Raw genomic sequence first — 16,720 nt, 5'->3', positions numbered from 1 at the left:
GCTCCTTATTTGAATTTCTTACGAAGGCGGCCACTGAGACTGTCCACGACGGTGACCATCAACAAGATGACAATGAGAATGGCGCTGACTTCCTGATACTGCATGATTCTCAGCGAGCCCATCAATTCGAAGCCAATACCACCGGCACCCACCATGCCCATTACGGTCGAGGCACGGAAATTGTATTCCCAGCGATAAATGGACACGTCCGCGAACTGAGGAAGTACTTGTGGCAGCACGGCGTGATAGAGCACCTGCAAGCGAGTAGCGCCGGCAGCATCGGCCGCTTCCACTGGCGCCTCATCTACATGCTCAATCGCTTCGGCAAAAAACTTTCCAACCATGCCAATGGAGTGAAGACCGAGCGCCAGTACGCCAGGCAACGCCCCAAAACCAACAGCAGCCACGAAGATGATGCCCATGATTAGTTCCGGGACTGAACGCAAACCGTTTAAAAGGGTTCGAGTTACTTGGAACACCACCGGATGTGGAGAGGTGTTGCGCGCAGCCAGGAATGCCAGTGGCACAGACAAGGTTACTGCAATGGCAGTACCGGCAATGCTCATCGCAAGCGTGTCGATTAACGGCGACACCCAGCTGGCCACATTGGTGAAGTCAGGTGGAAGAGATTCGCCAATGAGTGTGCCTATGGCTGGCACGCCATTGGCAAGTGTATTGAAATTGAGCAGCCCTACGTACCAACTTGCGACAAAAATGATGAGCAGCACTAACAGCGACTGTCCGAGTTTTTTCCGCCAGCCTTTCGCGTGCTCATCCAGCACGGAGGCCGACGGGGCCGGCGACAGAGTCGCCGGTTCCGTCGTTGTATAGCTCATGGGGCACTCCTCACATTTTTGCGAAATCAAGATTGAGCAGGCCACCCATAGCGCGGATGACATCGTAATCTTCGTCGGTAATTGCCGCGAATCCCTCAGCCTTCAGGTTGTCGAGAATCTCCGGGTCATCGATCTGCAGAAAGGCTTTCTGAATGTTGCTCTTCAGCTCAGGGGCCAGGTTCGAACGCAGGGCCCAGGGGTATTGAGGAAAGTCACCGCTGTAGCCCAGCACCTTGACCTTGCTCCGATCAATCAAGCCGCGGTCCATCACATGCTCGAAGATAACTTCGGACAACCCTCCGGCGTCGGCATTGCCATTGGCGACGTTAACCGCAACAGCGTCATGGCTACCGACGAAATGAGCCTCATAGTCCTTTCCGGCTTCGAGCTCTGCCTTCTCAAGGAGTACGGTCTTGGGGATCAGGTGGCTGGAAGTGGATGCGCGGTCACCGTAGGCCATTTTCTTGCCTTTGATATCCGCGAAGGAGCCAACGCCAGAGTCTGCATTGGCAATAATGATGGAGCGATAAGTCGGCTTCCCGTCTACCACCATGGCGGCAAAGGGTTCAATGTCACTCTTACTCTTGGCCATCACATAGGACAACGGACCAAAGTAAGCCAGGTCAATTCGGCCAAAACGCATGGCTTCGATCATGGAGGAGTAATCGGTGGTAACAATCAGTTCTACTTCCTTACCAAGAGTGGTTTCCAGGTAATCCTTCAAAGGTTGGTTTCGCTTGATCAGTTCTGACGCGTTCTCATCCGGCAGCAAGGCAACTTTCAAAAGATCAGGGTCTGTATCTGCGGCATGGGCTGACCAATGGATGCCGAGCATCATTATCAGAGCCAGCAAAGAGTGAATCATTGTCTTCATTGTGCTATCTCCAGTACGTCTGTCGTTATCAGGGTGGTCTTAGGTTTATGGATGGCTGGTTTGCCTTCCGCAGCTACCACGCTGGGTGAACGGTGGTAAATCTCGTCCAGGTGTTTCGATTTCAGGTTTTCAGGAGCATCGTCAAAAACGATATGAGCGTTCGAAAGGCCGATGATCCGGTCTGCAAAACGCTGGGCGTATTCCAATTGGTGCAAGGAAATAACCGCGGTGATTCCATCTTCCTGACAAATATCGCGCAGTAGGCCGAGTACCTTTTCAGAAGTGGCCGGATCCAGGCTGGCAACGGGCTCATCGGCAAGAATCATGGATGGTTGCTGCACCAATGCTCTGGCGATTCCAACCCGCTGCTGCTGGCCGCCGGACAACTGATCTACTCGGGAAAGCGCTTTGTCAGCCAGACCTACGCGGTCGAGGCATTGCAGAGCCAACTCCAGGTCCTGCCGGGGCAGGGGAAGCAGGCTTCGCCAAGTACCGTGATACGCAAGTCTGCCTGTCAGCACATTCTGTAACGCGGTGTATCGTTCGATCAGCTGGTGATGCTGGAACACCATGGCGGTGCGGCTGCGGTGCTGTCGCAGGATTCTACGGTTGGTCAGTTCACCAAACTCGCCAGACACAACCTTCCCGGTTGTGGGCTTAACCAGGTGATTCAGTGAACGAAGCAGAGTGGATTTACCCGCGCCTGAAAGTCCCAGTAGCACGGTGAATTCGCCCTTGTGAAAGTGAACGTTGGTGGGTTTGAGCGCGAGGACGTTTCCCGGGTAGGTTACGCCCATACTCTCGACTCGAAGCATCACATTGGTTGATTGAGTTGGGGCCACAGGATCACCTTTTGCAATAAATAAGCTCGCCGTATTGCGAGTTACAATTGAACGGTAAAGCTGAGGGATGACACTGTCGTGTCACTGACGTGACAGGTTGATGAAGTGCTTTTGGTTCGCAAGGATTTTCCGAAGGGCTCTGTGAAATACATGGAGCTCAGCCAAAGTGGAACGAGCCACCCAGGAGCTTAAGCAACAAAAATTGCGTTCCACCGTCAGTCGGCGAATCTCACGGTACAGTTCGTCCGTGCTGAGTTCATCGAATTGCTTACCGACTATTGCGTATTCCGGCGAACGTGACCGGTCATTCCGGGGATCGTGACCGATTTGCACACGGCCATCACGCTGGAGTCGATTTTGTACTCTGAGCGGTCACGATGGGTCAACAGATTCCGTCTTTTGTGTTTTTGCTTTTCGCAGTGATTCCCCCTTCAGATTGAGCCGGTGAGCGCCGTGCAGGAGCCGGTCCAGGATGGCGTCGGCGAGCGTGGCGGAGCCGATGTAATCGTGCCAATGCTCCGTGGGTAACTGGCTGGCAATGAGAGTTGAACCCCTGCCGTGCCGGTCTTCGATCACTTCCATCAGGTCCTGTCGCTGTTGCGCGGTTACCTTCTGCATGCCCCAGTCATCCAGGATCAGCAGGTCGGTTTTTAGCAACTGGTTCATCAGCCGGGCATAGCTGCCATCGCCATGGGCGATGCGTAGTTGTTCGAACAGACGCGGTACCCGCAGGTAGCGAACTGAGAGGCCTTGCCGGCAGGCCTGGTTGCCCAGGGCGCATGCCAGCCAGGTCTTACCGCACCCGGTGGGCCCGGTGATGCACAGGTTCAGGGATTGGCGGATCCAGTCACAGCTGGCCAGTCCGGCCATGCGGGAGCGCTCCAGCCCTCTCGGGTGATGGTAGTCGATATCTTCAATGCAGGCCGGCACACGCAACCGGGCGGCCTTGAGCAGCCGCTCCAGTCGCCGGTTTTCGCGGTGCAGCACTTCGCGATCTACCAGCAGGGCAAGACGCTCCTCGAACGCCAGGTCGTGGGTGTCAGGCTGCGCCCGCTGTTGTTCCAGGGCATCGCACATGCCGGTCAGCTTGAGCTGGCGCAGGGTGTCGAGAGTGTTTTGAGTCAACATCAGTGTCTCCGGGATCAGTGGTAGTAGTGGGGGCCACGAACGTTGGTGTGAACGGGCAGATCGGCCAGTTCCGGTTCTTCCTCGGTCAGTGTCAGGGGAAGCTGATCCAGGCCCTGCTTCAGGATCGAGGTGATGCTCTGGTAGCTGGCCGAGTTGATGGACAGCGCCCGGGCACAGGCTTGCTCCAGCCGGTCACGGCTGTAACGTCGACTCAGGTTCAACAGCCCCAGGCAGGCCCGGTAGCCATGTTCGGGATGGGGGCGATCCTTGAGCTGTCGCTGCACCACGTCGAGCGTGGCGGGGCCGATGTCCGCGGCCCAGTTCAGGAACCGTCCGGGAGACCAGTTCTGATGGGCCTGGTGGGATTTGGGCATGTGCTCGGTCAGGGTGACGAAGCGGCTCTTGCCGTGGCGGGGATGCAACGCCACCCGCTGGCCCTTGTGCATGACTTCCACGGCGGTGTCGGTCACCCGTACATCCAGCTTCACGCCCACGAGAGCGTGAGGCACGCTGTACAGCCGTTTGTCGATCTCAATGTGGTAGTCGATGCCCGGTCGTGCCTTACGCCACTCGGCATAAACGTAGGGCGTTGCCGGCAGTGGCTTCAGTGCGGGTCGGTCCAGCGTTTCGAACAGACTCTGGCGGCTCTCGGAACGCCCCTGGAACCGGCGCTGGTTCAGCGCCGGTAGCAGTCCGGCGATGGCTGCGTTCAGCTCGGCCAGTGAGAAGAACGTTCGGTGCCGCAACCGGGCCAGGATCCAGCGTTCAACCAGCAGCACAGCGGCTTCGGCCTTCGCTTTGTCCTTGGGCTTGTAGGGGCGTGCCGGTAAGACTGCCGTCTGGTAATGGGCGGCCAGTTCCGCATAGGTCTCGTTGATCTGGGGCGTGTATCGGTCTGCCTTGGTGACCGCTGCCTTGAGATTGTCCGGAACCAGCAGTTCCGGCACGCCACCGTAGAACGCCAGCATGCGCTGATGGGAGGCGACCCAGTCCGGGAGGCTCTGGCTCCAGGTGGCCTCGGCGAAGGTATAGCTGGACGCACCCAGCACGGCCACAAAGACCTGGGCCTTGCGCATCTCGCCAGTGCTGCGGTCCACCACCGGCACGGTGGGGCCGCAGTAATCGATAAAGATCTTTTCACCGGCCCGGTGGACCTGACGCATGCTGCGTCGCTGCCGGCCGCGCCAGAGCCGGTAGTGATGGCAGAACTGGCTGTACCGGCGAGCCTTGTCGCCGTGGCGCTCTACGTACTCAGCCCAGAGCAGTTGCAGGGTCACGCCCTTGGTCTTCAGTTCCTGATGGACCTGGAAGTAGTCGGGCTCGGCAAAGCGTTCGCGCGGCGTCTTGGCCGGGAACAGCTGGGCCTCTAACCGTGCTTCATCCGTGCCTTCCGGCAACGGCCAGGTGATGCCCTGCGCGGTGGCCAGGCTGACGTACTTGCCGACCACGCCCTTGGAGAGCCCGCAGGCACGGGCAATGCGTTCGTGGCTCAGGCCCGCTTCGTACTTGAGGCGCAAGACCTCGATGATTTGTCGCATGGAAATCCTCGCTGCCGGCATCTGCCCTTCCTCGTGATGAAAAAGGAAGGGGTATGCCGGATAAAGTTGAAGAATTCCAGCGTGTTGGCAGGGATTCCGGAGGAACGTGACCGGTGATTCCGGCATCGTGACCGGCGATTCCGGAAAACTACCCGAAATCGGTCACGATAAAACGGAATGAGCGGTCACGATCGCCCGGAACAGGCGGTCACGTTCAAACGGAATGGGCGGTCACGATGGGCCGGAATATGCAACTATACTCTTGCCTTCGAGGAGGTCGGACGCGCTCTCCAATAGGTCGCGCTTCCAGGTGCTGACTATGGTGGGGTGGATCTGGAAACGGGCAGCAATTCAAGGTGTGGCCTTAAGCGTGGGCAAAAAACTTCACCATTGGCCACGAGCTTGGCCATTATTGCCTACACAAAGACCGTAAAGAAATACGCTGTTCCGCAGAAGATATAGAGAATCTGGGCGGTCCGCCCCACGGGATAGATATTGAGCGAGAGGCGAATGTTTTTGCCTCAAACTTGTTAATGCCAACTTCGGATATTCGGGGACAGGTGGTTAACGCGAAAATTTTCAACCTTGAGCTGGCCGCTAGTCTCGCTGCCCGATATCACACTAGTTTGACAGCAACTGCTTGCAGACTTGTGGAGGTATCATTTAAACCATGTGCTATTGTGATGGTAGACAGTTGTAATCGTATTCTCTGGGGCTGGAGTAACCCCCACTTCCACAGTTTTTTTGCGGCTCGAGGGACCAAATTAAATCCAGTGCGGCTGTCATACGAAGGAGTCACATTAACATCTCAGGATCAACCCACCCTTTGTCCATCAGGGTGGGAAATTACCCTGTCAGCAGTGTCCTTAACAGCTTATGCTAAAACCCTCTTGTTCATTCAAGGAGAGTTCTTTGGAGATATGCCCTAAAGGTGCCAAGCTTACGCATTAAATCGTTTCTTCAATATTAAGGATCAGGGGTTACCCAGCTCATAATCTCTCGGCGCTGTTCCGTTAACAGCCTCAGTATCAAAAGTGCGAAAGCTTTTTGATTATCTTCATTATCCAAAATTTCCATCGACAGCTTTTCGTGATCCGTCATCGAATCCAGAACCAAATCGGTAAGCCGCTTCGGAAACAGCCCATGCATCACTTGATCCGTTGAATGGCTGTTTACCTGTGCCATCACTGCTTCATCCCGGCGAACCCGATCAGCAATGCCATTGGCAAAGTGCAGCTGGTCTTCATCACTGACTTCAGCACCGAAGATGTCATTTAACTTTTCGATGATTTCGGAGAGGCGCTTCATCTCTATATCATGAGGTTTTCCGGTGCCAACACCTGTAATCGGATCCAAGCCGTCCGGGTCATCCTCCCCCTCTAATCGCAGCTCATGCTCCTTTCGCTTGGTGATTCGGTAATGACTCAGTGCTAGCTCTGAGATATCAATTTCATCATCGTCCAAAACCTCCTGGCGCAGCAGTGGTAACAGGTGTTTTGAAAAAACACACAACTGCTCGAGCTCTGAATCCTCAAAAAATACGATCTGGGACAGGAACTCGTAGGTCCGAACAAAACTTCCAAGGTTTTTCTTGAACAGATCGAGCTGATCCAGACCTTCGTCAATCTCCTTCAAAGATGCGTCGGCCTGCTTCAGACCAATGGTATTCCCATCAGCCTCAGCCTGTTTCCGGGCCGCTCGGACCTGTGCTCGCTCGTCGTGAAGCAGCTTGTACCGCTTGTTGAAGCGCTCCCGGGCCGGTTGGCAGTAATAGCTGAGCTTGGAGGATTCTGCTTTGGGATCGAAGAACGCCCGCGCAAAGGCTTCTACTTCGTCCCAGTGGTACACCTGCTCGGCATCCAGAGCTTCCTGGATGTCATAAACCACCTGGGCGTCAGAAACCCCGGTCAGTTCAGCCTTGTTGTAGTACGGCAGGAAGGAGTCGAGGATGTCCTGAGCATCGTTGATGAAATCCAGGATGAAGGTTTCTTTGCCCGGGAACAGCCGGTTCAGCCGTGAGAGTGTCTGAACGCACTCCACACCCTTGAGCTTCTTGTCCACGTACATGGCGCACAGCTTCGGCTGGTCAAAGCCCGTCTGGTATTTATTGGCCACCAGCATCACGTTGTACTCGTCCGTCTCGAACGCCTTGGCGTGATCGCGGCCATTCAAGCCTGGGTTCAAAAGGCTGCTGGTTTCGGTGACTTCTTCCGGGATCACGTCATCGGGTGGCAGACTTCCGGAGAAGGCCACCAGGGGGTGAACGTCCTGATAGCCCTTGTCCTGGATATACTGCTGCAAGGCCAGCTGGTAACGCACGGCCTCCTGCCGACTGCTGGTCACCACCATGGCCTTGGCCTGGCCATCCAGCAGGTGCCGGACATTCTCGCGGAAGTGCTCTACGATCACCTCAACCTTCTGGCTGATGTTATAAGGGTGCAGGCGCACCCACTTGGCCAGTGTGGTTCGGGCCTTCTTGGAGTCGACCTCATCGTCCTCTGCGTCCGGGTGAGCCAGCTTCCAGGCGACGGCATAGGTGGTGTAGCGCCGTAGTACATCGATAATGAAACCCTCTTCGATGGCCTGTCTCATGGAGTACACATGGAAAGGCTCAGGCTTATTGGACTCACTTCGAGGCTGTGACGGATCCGGCTCACGGCCAAACAGCTCAATGGTTTTGGCCTTAGGCGTCGCGGTAAAAGCGTAGTAGCTGATGTCCTGACTAGGCTTTCGCGCAGAGACGGCAGCATCCAGCAGCTCTTCTGCACTGATTTCCTCTCCTTCAGGTAAATCACCACCCAGGATGGCCTTCAGCTTGGTTGCGGAAGAGCCAGTTTGCGAAGAGTGAGCCTCGTCCGCAATGACGGCGTACCGTCCGGACGCCAGTTTGGGATACTTCTCCAGCGCATCGAACAACGCCGGGAAGGTCTGGATGGTCACAATGATGATACGGGTCTGCTCGGCCAGAGCTTCAGCCAGCTGCTCCGATTTACTCTGGTTGCCCAAATCACGATTGATGGGTCGAACCACGCCCTGAGCGTGCTCAAACTGGTAGATGGTGTCCTGAAGCTGGCTATCCAGCACCGTTCGGTCGGTCACGACGATGACCGAGCTGAACAGCTTATTGCCCTCGTTATCGTAGAGCTGCGCCAGCTGATGGGCCGCCCAGGCAATGGAGTTGGATTTGCCGGAGCCCGCACTGTGCTGGATGAGGTAGCGCTTGCCGGCACCTTCTTCGCGGGTCGTCTGAATCAGATGGTTGACCACGTCCCACTGGTGGTACCGGGGGAAAATCAGGGTTTCCTTGGTCTTCCGGTTGCCATGGAAATCTTCTTCGGTTTTCTTTTCCAGGTGCAGAAAACGGCCAAGGACCTTAAGCCAGGCGTCTTTCTGGAACAGCTGCTCCCATAGGTAAGCCGTGGCGTAGCTACCCTCATCCTCGGCGCGGGGATTCCCGGCACCACCATCAGCCGTGCCTCGGTTAAACGGCAGGAAGAACGTGTCCTTTCCATTCAGCCGGGTGGTCATCGCCACCTCGTCCTGGCTGACCGCGAAATGGACCAATGCCCCACGCTTGAACGTCAACAATGGCTCCGGCTTACGTGTAACCGGATCCTTTACCGGGCGATCCTTTTTGTACTGGCGCTTGGCGTGTTCCACGGTCTGCTTGAACTCGCTTTTGAGCTCCAGTGTCGCCGTCGGAATCCCGTTCACGAAGAGCACCAGGTCGAGACGGGGATTGTAGTCACCGGTGCGGGCATGAGGCGAATAGGAGACTTCCTCGACCACACGTAACCGGTTGGCGTTGTATCGGCGCTCCGTGTCTGGGTTCATGCCGTGATCCGGCTTGAAGCTGCAGAGATCGACCTTTACACCCGGTACTTTGAAGCCATGGCGCAGCACATCGAGCGTGCCTTTCTTTTCCAGCTCCCGAACCGTTTTCTGGATGAGCACTTGTTCCGGGTTCTGCGGGTTGCCCTTACAGAACTTTTCCCAACGATCTGGCCAAGCCTTCTGGAAGTAACCGATCAGGTCTTCCGGATACAGAGCTTGCACCTTGTCGTAGTCCGACGCCTTGCCTACCAGCCAGCCCTGGTCGCTCAGGGTCGTAATGATGTCGTTTTGGAATGCTCTCTCTCGGCTGTCAGCCATGACTACTCCTTGTATCCTTCAAACCTTTCGGCCCGCCGCAGTCTCCTCGACCCCTAGCTCGCTCGCCCCTTCGTTCAAAACCATACTATCTGCCGGCGGTTGCCAATTCCGAATATCAATCTTCCCTGTAACGGCAGCAGAAATTAAAGAAGAACGACGTTCTTTCATTAACAAAACAGCGCTCTCCGCTTCCTTAATTAACGTGTTCATTGGATCAATTTGACGCCCAATCCACTCGTTAATCTCAATTTGCTCTTTAATCGGAGGAACAGGAATTTTAAATGAAGCCAATGTGCCGAGATAAATACCTGGTTGGGCTGAAAAACCCGCATATTCCCACAAGAGGCTCTGAAAGCCTGCACTTTGAAAAACCCAGTGCAGCCAGTGTGGGTTTAGCTTCGATGCGTCCGCGCGAAATAATGCCAAGCTACGCTGGATGTGAAAGTGTCCCATAGCATCAGAAATTATTGCCGTTTTACCAAGCGTTGCACCAACAATAGCTAGCAAAACGTCTCTTTGCTGTGGCGTGAAAGATCGACAAAGAGCGACGTAATCGTTTTCAGAAATCTTCGAATCATCCGAGCGCCTAACGAATTCTCCGCCCACAATATTCCGGACGCTGAGCAGAGGTATTCCTTCCGAAACGCGCGGAGGAGGTAAATGCGTACCATCTTTAACGAGGGAGCAGAACCGCTTGATTGAGCTGCTCGTCCAATGCGCCGGCACACGCCCAAGCCACTCCACCCCGGAGTCCTTCATCGGCACATCCGGCTTCAGGCCCTTGGTTACCGCGTGAGAAATTACCGCCTGGCGCTTTTCCTGAAGCAGCCCTATCAGGCGTTCCTGCTCGCGGATCAGGCCGTCGATTTTGGCGGTTTCGTGGTCTAGAAAGCGGGCGATTTGGGTTTGTTCGTTGAGAGGAGGCACAATAGCCGTAAGTCGACCAAATACCTCGGGATACAGCCTCAGGCGAGAATCAATAACGCCAGATGAGAAGGTTTTGAAGTAACCGATGTATTCATTGCTGCGTAGCAAGTAATGGTAATAAAAGGGAAAATCATCTCTTACGAGCCGGAACACGGCATAAGCAGGGCTGACGATCCCCCGATAGTTTGTCACGCCAAGTCCGCGCTTCCACGCAAGCTGCGTATTCCGGCGAACGTGAACACCCATACCGGTTGAACGTGAACGCCATTTTTCTTAACGCATCACCCACCGGAGTTTGTACTCCGGGTGTTCACGTTCAGTCAATTTCCTGAAGTCGTTTTCTCATCGATTCCCCCTTCAGAGCCCAGCGATGGGCGTTGTGCATGAGCCTGTCCAGGATGGCGTCAGCCAGAGTGTTATCGCCGATGGCGGCATACCACTGATCCGTAGGCAGTTGGCTGATGATCATGGTTGAGTGCGTGCCGTGACGGTCATCCATGATCTCCATCAGGTCGTTCCGGTGTGCCGGTTTCAGGGCTTCGAGTCCCCAGTCATCCAGGATCAGCAACTTCACTTTGGCCAGCTGGTTCAGCGTCTTCTGGTAGGTGCCGTCAGCCTTGGCCTGAGTCAGTTCCAGCAGTAGCCGGGAGATTCGGTAGTACCGTGTGCTGAGGCCGTTCAGGCAAGCCTGATGCCCCAGTGCACAGCCCAGGTAGGTTTTACCGCTGCCGCAGGGGCCGGTGATCAACAGGTTCTGGCCACGCTCCAGCCAGTCGGTCTGAGCCAGCTGGGCGACCTGAGCTTTCTTCAGGTTGCGGGGGTGCTGGTAGTCGATGTCCTGGATCGAGGCCCGGAGTTTGAAGCGGGCCTGGCGTACCAGACGATCCTGTTTCCGGTGCTCTCGGGTCTGGAACTCTCGGTCAAGCAGCAGTTCCAGGCGCTCGGCGAACGGCAGTTCGTCGTAGGTGCCCAGCTGGTTTTGTTGGTGTTCCAGGGCGGCAGCCATGCCGCCTAACTTCAGGTCTTTCAGTCGTGCCAGGGTCTGTGTTGTGCTCATGGGTGATGTCCTAGTGGAAGCTCTTCGGGCCACGGATATTCTCGTGGTGCTGGGGGAGTTCGGCGTTCAGGGGCAATTGTTCTGGCAGCTTGTCCCGGTTGCTCCGGAGAATGGCCTTGATGTGCTTCAGCCGGTTCAGACCTTCCCGATTGGCGATGCGGCAGCCGGCATTCAGGCGTTGGCTGGGGTACTCCCGAGTCAGGTTGAGCAACCCGAGACAGACACGGTAGGCCTGCTCCGGGTGTTCCCGCTCAGCCAGTCGATCACTGACCCAGATCAGCGTGTCTGGCCCGATGTCCCGGGCCCAGTTCTTGAGACGCCCCGGGGTCCATTGCTGCTGTTTTCGATGCCGGGCAGGCATATGACCGGCTTCGGTGGTGGTGCCCGGCCTGTGACGCCGTGGGTGACTTGCCACCTGGCGTTGCCGGAAGTGGACCTGCACCAGATGATCGCTGGCCTGGACTTCCACCTGCTCGCCCACGTACTGGTGTGGTACCGAGTAATGATGCTGGTCGAACTCGATGTGGTAATCGATATTGACCCGGCAACGCCGGATCTCGACGTACTCATAGGGCTGTTTCGGCAAGGGACGCAGGGCTGGCTGATCCAGTGTCTCGAAGGCTGTTTGCCGGTTACCCGGCAGCCGCCGGAACGGGCGGCTGTTCAGCTCTTCAAGCAGTGACCGGATGCGCTGGTTGGCTTCGGCGAGAGTGAAGAAGGTGTGGTGACGCAACCGGGCCAGGATCCAACGCTCCACGATTTGCACGCCGACCTCCGCCTTCGATTTGTCCTTGGGCTTGTAGGGCCTGGCCGGGAGGATGGCCACCTGATAGTGCTCGGCCAGTTGCTGGTAGCTGGGGTTTAGCTCTGGATCGTACCGACAGGCCTTGCTGACACCGCTGCGCAGGTTGTCCGGCACGACCATCTCCGGAATGCCACCGAAGAACTCAAAGGTACGCACGTGACTGGATAGCCAGTCTCGTAAACTCTGGCTCCAGGTAGCTTCAGCGTAGGTGTAGTTGGAGGCACCCAACACCGCCACGAACACCTGAGCGGTGCGTACCTCACCGGTCTGCGGGTTGATGATCGGCACGGTCGGGCCGCAGTAATCCACGAAGCACTTCTCCCCGGCCTTATGGGTCTGGCGCATGGAGCGCTTTTGCTGCTTCAGCCAGTGCCGGTAACGGTCACAGTACTGGGAGTAGCTGTAACAACGATTGGGGTACTGAGCTGTGTATTCCTCCCACAACAGCTGCTTGGTCATCCCTTTACGCTTGAGTTCCTGGTGGACAGTGGCCCAGTCGGGCACCTGATAGCGAGTCGATGTGGTGGGATCGGCACCGGGATAGAACAGGGCCGCAAGGCGGCCATCGTCCAAATCCTCGGGCAACGGCCAGTTGAGGTTCAAGGCATCGGCCCGGGCCAACAGCTTCTGAATGGCCCCGACACTGGTCTTGGTGCTGGCACTGATCTGCCGGATCGAGAGCCCGGCTTCCAGCCTTAGGCGAAGCACCTCTCTGATTTTACGCATTGGAATTCTCTTTGCTGGCACAACTCCGCTCCCAAAAAAAGGAGTCAGAGTAGCAAACGGTTGAATAAACAATGCGTTAAGAAGGATTCCGGTTGAACGTGAACACCGTTTCCGGGAATGTGAACGCTGATTCCGGCATCGTGAACACCGATTCCGGAAAATCCGGAAAAGCGTTCATCTTCGATCAGAATGGCTGTTCACGTTGAACCAGAACTGGTGTTCACGTTCGTCCGGAATGGGTGTTCATGATGGGCCGGAATATGCACAAGCATAATGTTCATTACCAAGTCACCCTCGTCGCAAAGCTTATAGCCCTCCAACGATTCGGCTCTGCTAAGGTGTTCGCCCTCATCAATCTTTTGTGATCGTGGCTTCACTCCGTAATACTCCGAAACCGAGAGCAACTCCTCTTCACCTGTTGTTGAGCGTTCGTTTACCTCCCCAAACACCTGTTTAAATCGCAGAACGTCCCAGTGTGACGGCACTTGGTCAAGCCCCACGAAGCCAGCATCCTTGTAACTCGAATACATCTGAAAAGTCATGCAGACAACTCCTCGATCATCTGCTTGATCCGGTCCGTACATTGCTTCAGATCAGCATCGATATCTTCCAGCGGACGCGGCGGCGTGAACTCATAGAAGTGCCGGTTAAACGGAATCTCGAAGCCCACGATGCCTACTTCACCATCTCTGTCGTCCCGCTTCGACTCGTCGATCCAAGCATCCGGCACATGGGGTTTCACTTCCCGCTCAAAGTAGTCATACACAGACTCTGCTAGGGGCACGTTCTCATAGTCCCGGAGACCCGTGTCGGCTTCTGGATTGCCTTTGCTGTCCGTGCAAATATCCGCCTCTGGGTCGCGCTCACTCAAGGCATTGAGCAGGGCTTTCAGTTGAGGCGCACTCAGGTACACCTGATGATCGGTGAGCGAAGCCTTCAGGGCCTTCTGGAACTGCTTGCGATTCCGGTAGACCGTCTTGGCATCCATAGCACGACAGGCAGCGTGGATATTGCCCTGGTCTTCCTGATCCATTTTCAGGATGGCTTTTTCATCCGCAATCCGAGCGATGCGCTCTTCTGAAGTCTGGAAGTTCAGCTGCAGCGGACGCTCCACCGTGATACGTCGGTAACCGAAGGCTTCGATGGGGAAGGTTTTACTTTTCTTGGTTTCCTGGAAGTCCCCATACATCCGCACGATCTCGTCCTGGTCGGACTCGCTGACAAACTGGCGCTTACTGCCAAGGGACTTACGCATTTTGGTCGCCCGGTCAGTTGCATCGATCAGTTGGACCTTGCCTCTGCGTTCGGCCGGTTTGTTGTTGGAGAGCACCCACACATAGGTGGAGATGCCGGTGTTGTAGAACATATCCGTGGGCAGGGCCACGATGGCCTCGACCATGTCGTTCTGCAGCAGATAGCGCCGGATTTCAGATTCGCCACTGCCAGCACCACCCGTAAACAGCGGGCTACCATTGAGAATGATGCCGATCCGGGCCCCGCCATCACGCGCATCTCGCATCTTGCTGACCAGGTGCATCAGGAACAGCAGGGAGCCATCTGAAACGCGGGGTAAACCAGGTCCGAAACGACCATCGAAACCACGGTGTTTGTGCTCGTCGGTGACCTGCTTCTGAACCTTTTTCCACTCCACACCAAATGGCGGGTTACTGAGCATCAGGTCAAACTTGTTGGCAGCCAGCTGGTCATCAGACAAGGTATTCCCCAGCTTGATATTGCTGACTTCCTGCCCCTTGATCAGCATATCTGCCTTACAGATTGCGTAAGACTCAGGGTTCAGCTCCTGGCCGTGCAGGGAGACGGTGACATTCTCGCTGATCTGCTGAATGTACTCGTCGCCTTCGGACAAGAACCCACCGGTACCCGCCGTGGGATCATAGATGGTCACAATGCTGTTGGGCGAGAGTCGGTTCTCCTGTCCGGTGAGGACAAGAGAAGTGGTCAAGTGAACGATGTCCCGGGGGGTGAAGTGCTCCCCGGCAGTTTCGTTGGAGCTCTCGGCGAACTTACGGATCAATTCTTCGAAGATGATCCCCATACCGAAGTTGCTGATGGTTGCCGGGCTCAGATCGATACTGGCAAACCGCTGAACGACTTGATAGAGCAAGTTGTTGGAGCTGAGCTGCTGAACGAAGTCCTCGAAATGGAAATGTTCGAAGATCTCCCGGGCGTCCTGGCTGAACGACTGAACATAGCTCATCAGATCGTCGGCCGTCTGGCTGTCAGATAGGGTAGCCAGACTCAAGGGGGAGGCATTGAAGAATTGCTGATCGGCAGCCCGGAGCAAAAGCTTCTCGCGAACTGCATCCGGTTTGGTCTGGTGTTCCTGGGCCGCGGAGAGTACCTGAGCCTTCGTTGGCTCCAGCACACACTCCAGACGACGCAGCAGAGTAAACGGCAGAATGACGCGCCCATATTGGCTCTGCTTGAAATCACCGCGCAGGAGATCGGCAACCGACCATATAAAAGCGGCGGTTTGGGAGTGGTTGGTTTTGTCGTCAGTCATCCGTGGAGCTCCAATACAGCATGTTGTCGGGCGGCGCTTATCTCAGGCAGCCAATCCAATTCTTTTTAGTGATGCGTTCAACGTCGTTCGAGTTACACCGAAGTGAGCCGCAACTTCTGTTTTCGTGATTTGAGGGTCAGAGAGCATGGCCGCTGCTTTACGGATATCTGAGTCGGACATTGATGGTTTACGCCCACCTTTACGTCCCCTCGCCCTGGCTGCCTGAAGACCAGCCTTTGTGCGCTCTCTAATCAGATCATGCTCGAACTCAGCCAATGCGCCGAAGATATGGAACACCAGGCGTCCGCCTGAGTTGGTTGTGTCGATTGCCTCGGTAAGTGATTTGAAGCCAACTTCTCGATCATTCAGATCCTGGACGATCTCAACCAGGTCTTTCAGTGAGCGTGCCAGCCGATCCAGCTTCCAGACGACGAGAACGTCCCCTTTCCGGAGGGTACGAAGGCACTGCGACAGCTCGGGTCGCTCGCGAAGTTTGCCGGTAACCTTTTCCTGGAAGATCTGCTCGCACCCAGCTTTTTCCAAAGCGTCCACCTGAAACTCAGAGTTCTGATCCTGAGTACTGACACGCGCATAGCCTATGATCATTAAACGCACCTTTTCTAATCATAGTTTTTTGTACGTGATTTATGGACAGAAAACAACGGAAAATTGCAGGTTTTCAAGGGAGAGCTCTAGGCGTCCAACAAACGACCGTTTTCTGTAGTGAATAATTGTTTCGCTTTGAGGGTTAAATGAAAACGGACTCATCGAGTTTCAGAGGATAAGCACAACGCACCATTGAGCTTTTACGCCTGCTTAACGAGACGGACATGGGACCACTGCACGTGCCCAAATATTGCACAACAATTCTGCCTTTGAACTCCCTATGAATGCTATTTTGTGCACTCGATCAGGTTCTTTTCCGAAGCTGCGAAACTGGTTGATCAAGCATCGACTGGGTCAACCCATGCATATCAGCGTTTGCCTGCCAAATGAGGAAGCGTTCAACGAGCTTCTGATTGATAGCCTTGAGCTTTTGATTGGTTTCGGTCAGCTCTTCGATGCGCTTATTCGCCTTGTGAATGTCACTTATCCATCCCGGTTTTTCCATCGGGGCCTTCAATGCGGCTTTGCGGTTCTTCATCGCCATATCGACGGCGGGCAGTTTCATTAGGGACTGCCGAGCGCGACTGATACCCAGTTTTTCTTTGCACGCGTCTACGAGTAACGGCCACGTTAACTTTGGCTCCTGCCATTCCTCAATTAATTTGATGATGCGCTTTACATCCCTCTCCGTTAAGTGCCCCATCG

At 55.5% G+C, this 16,720-nt stretch carries 14 protein-coding genes; 1 reads left to right on the top strand and 13 read right to left on the bottom strand.

Annotation, left to right across the window (positions count from 1 at the left end):
* Window positions 1–5: 5 nt before the first annotated feature.
* The 5 genes from phnE to istA (AC13C0_RS09025) all read right to left on the bottom strand — a co-directional run bounded on the left by phnE (window position 6) and on the right by istA (AC13C0_RS09025) (window position 5,239).
* Entirely contained in the window at window positions 6–836 is an 831-nt protein-coding gene (gene phnE, locus AC13C0_RS09045; RefSeq protein WP_053114411.1) for a phosphonate ABC transporter, permease protein PhnE, read from the bottom strand.
* A 10-nt stretch (window positions 837–846) separates the two neighbouring features.
* The gene (phnD, locus tag AC13C0_RS09040) at window positions 847–1,710 is read right to left on the bottom strand and encodes a phosphate/phosphite/phosphonate ABC transporter substrate-binding protein (RefSeq protein ID WP_026949876.1); all 864 of its coding nucleotides are present in this window, start codon (window positions 1,708–1,710) and stop codon (window positions 847–849) included.
* Window positions 1,707–2,552, bottom strand: coding sequence for a phosphonate ABC transporter ATP-binding protein (gene phnC / locus AC13C0_RS09035; protein WP_376788054.1), 846 nt, complete (start codon window positions 2,550–2,552; stop codon window positions 1,707–1,709). Before phnC ends, phnD begins: the two co-directional genes overlap by 4 nt.
* 372 nt (window positions 2,553–2,924) lie before the next feature.
* Entirely contained in the window at window positions 2,925–3,680 is a 756-nt protein-coding gene (gene istB, locus AC13C0_RS09030; RefSeq protein ID WP_011784510.1) for an IS21-like element helper ATPase IstB, read from the bottom strand.
* A gap of 14 nt (window positions 3,681–3,694) precedes the next feature.
* A complete protein-coding gene (gene istA / locus AC13C0_RS09025; protein ID WP_318256802.1) occupies window positions 3,695–5,239 on the bottom strand; it encodes an IS21 family transposase in 1,545 nt (514 codons plus the stop codon).
* A 368-nt stretch (window positions 5,240–5,607) separates the two neighbouring features.
* On the opposite strand from istA (AC13C0_RS09025), the gene AC13C0_RS09020 reads away from it, so the two are divergent.
* Window positions 5,608–6,147, top strand: a complete 540-nt coding sequence (locus AC13C0_RS09020) for an ImmA/IrrE family metallo-endopeptidase (RefSeq protein ID WP_082220563.1) — start codon at window positions 5,608–5,610, stop codon at window positions 6,145–6,147.
* A 37-nt stretch (window positions 6,148–6,184) separates the two neighbouring features.
* On the opposite strand, the gene AC13C0_RS09015 is transcribed toward AC13C0_RS09020, so the two are convergent.
* From AC13C0_RS09015 to AC13C0_RS08980, 8 genes are all read right to left on the bottom strand, one after another.
* Window positions 6,185–9,370, bottom strand: a complete 3,186-nt coding sequence (locus AC13C0_RS09015) for a type I restriction endonuclease subunit R (RefSeq protein WP_053114407.1) — start codon at window positions 9,368–9,370, stop codon at window positions 6,185–6,187.
* An 18-nt stretch (window positions 9,371–9,388) separates the two neighbouring features.
* Window positions 9,389–10,489, bottom strand: coding sequence for a restriction endonuclease subunit S (locus AC13C0_RS09010; protein WP_286895745.1), 1,101 nt, complete (start codon window positions 10,487–10,489; stop codon window positions 9,389–9,391).
* A gap of 124 nt (window positions 10,490–10,613) precedes the next feature.
* The gene (gene istB / locus AC13C0_RS09005) at window positions 10,614–11,354 is read right to left on the bottom strand and encodes an IS21-like element helper ATPase IstB (protein ID WP_008937865.1); all 741 of its coding nucleotides are present in this window, start codon (window positions 11,352–11,354) and stop codon (window positions 10,614–10,616) included.
* Between the two features lie 10 nt (window positions 11,355–11,364).
* Window positions 11,365–12,906 (bottom strand): IS21 family transposase, encoded by a 1,542-nt coding sequence (gene istA, locus AC13C0_RS09000; RefSeq protein ID WP_069184031.1) that lies wholly within the window; start codon window positions 12,904–12,906, stop codon window positions 11,365–11,367.
* A gap of 176 nt (window positions 12,907–13,082) precedes the next feature.
* On the bottom strand, window positions 13,083–13,427 hold the full coding sequence (locus tag AC13C0_RS08995) for a hypothetical protein (protein WP_482954297.1): 345 nt from the start codon (window positions 13,425–13,427) through the stop codon (window positions 13,083–13,085).
* Window positions 13,424–15,409, bottom strand: coding sequence for a type I restriction-modification system subunit M (locus tag AC13C0_RS08990; protein WP_053114399.1), 1,986 nt, complete (start codon window positions 15,407–15,409; stop codon window positions 13,424–13,426). Before AC13C0_RS08990 ends, AC13C0_RS08995 begins: the two co-directional genes overlap by 4 nt.
* A 42-nt stretch (window positions 15,410–15,451) precedes the next feature.
* Window positions 15,452–16,015, bottom strand: coding sequence for a recombinase family protein (locus AC13C0_RS08985; RefSeq protein ID WP_273096316.1), 564 nt, complete (start codon window positions 16,013–16,015; stop codon window positions 15,452–15,454).
* 304 nt (window positions 16,016–16,319) lie between these two features.
* Window positions 16,320–16,718, bottom strand: a complete 399-nt coding sequence (locus AC13C0_RS08980; protein ID WP_053114395.1) for a hypothetical protein — start codon at window positions 16,716–16,718, stop codon at window positions 16,320–16,322.
* Window positions 16,719–16,720: the final 2 nt, after the last annotated feature.

This window comes from Marinobacter sp. B-21, assembly GCF_056857895.1.
This window is presented reverse-complemented; position numbering and strand designations above follow the sequence as displayed.

Bases quoted from the DNA above. Each gene is read 5' to 3' on its own strand.
- phnE (WP_053114411.1), bottom strand. From the start codon at position 836: ATGAGCTATACAACGACGGAACCGGCGACTCTGTCGCCGGCCCCGTCG.
- phnD (WP_026949876.1), bottom strand. From the start codon at position 1,710: ATGAAGACAATGATTCACTCTTTGCTGGCTCTGATAATGATGCTCGGC.
- istB (WP_011784510.1), bottom strand. From the start codon at position 3,680: ATGTTGACTCAAAACACTCTCGACACCCTGCGCCAGCTCAAGCTGACC.
- istA (WP_318256802.1), bottom strand. From the start codon at position 5,239: ATGCCGGCAGCGAGGATTTCCATGCGACAAATCATCGAGGTCTTGCGC.
- AC13C0_RS09015 (WP_053114407.1), bottom strand. From the start codon at position 9,370: ATGGCTGACAGCCGAGAGAGAGCATTCCAAAACGACATCATTACGACC.
- istB (WP_008937865.1), bottom strand. From the start codon at position 11,354: ATGAGCACAACACAGACCCTGGCACGACTGAAAGACCTGAAGTTAGGC.
- AC13C0_RS08995 (WP_482954297.1), bottom strand. From the start codon at position 13,427: ATGACTTTTCAGATGTATTCGAGTTACAAGGATGCTGGCTTCGTGGGG.
- AC13C0_RS08990 (WP_053114399.1), bottom strand. From the start codon at position 15,409: ATGACTGACGACAAAACCAACCACTCCCAAACCGCCGCTTTTATATGG.
- AC13C0_RS08985 (WP_273096316.1), bottom strand. From the start codon at position 16,015: ATGATCATAGGCTATGCGCGTGTCAGTACTCAGGATCAGAACTCTGAG.
- AC13C0_RS08980 (WP_053114395.1), bottom strand. From the start codon at position 16,718: ATGGGGCACTTAACGGAGAGGGATGTAAAGCGCATCATCAAATTAATT.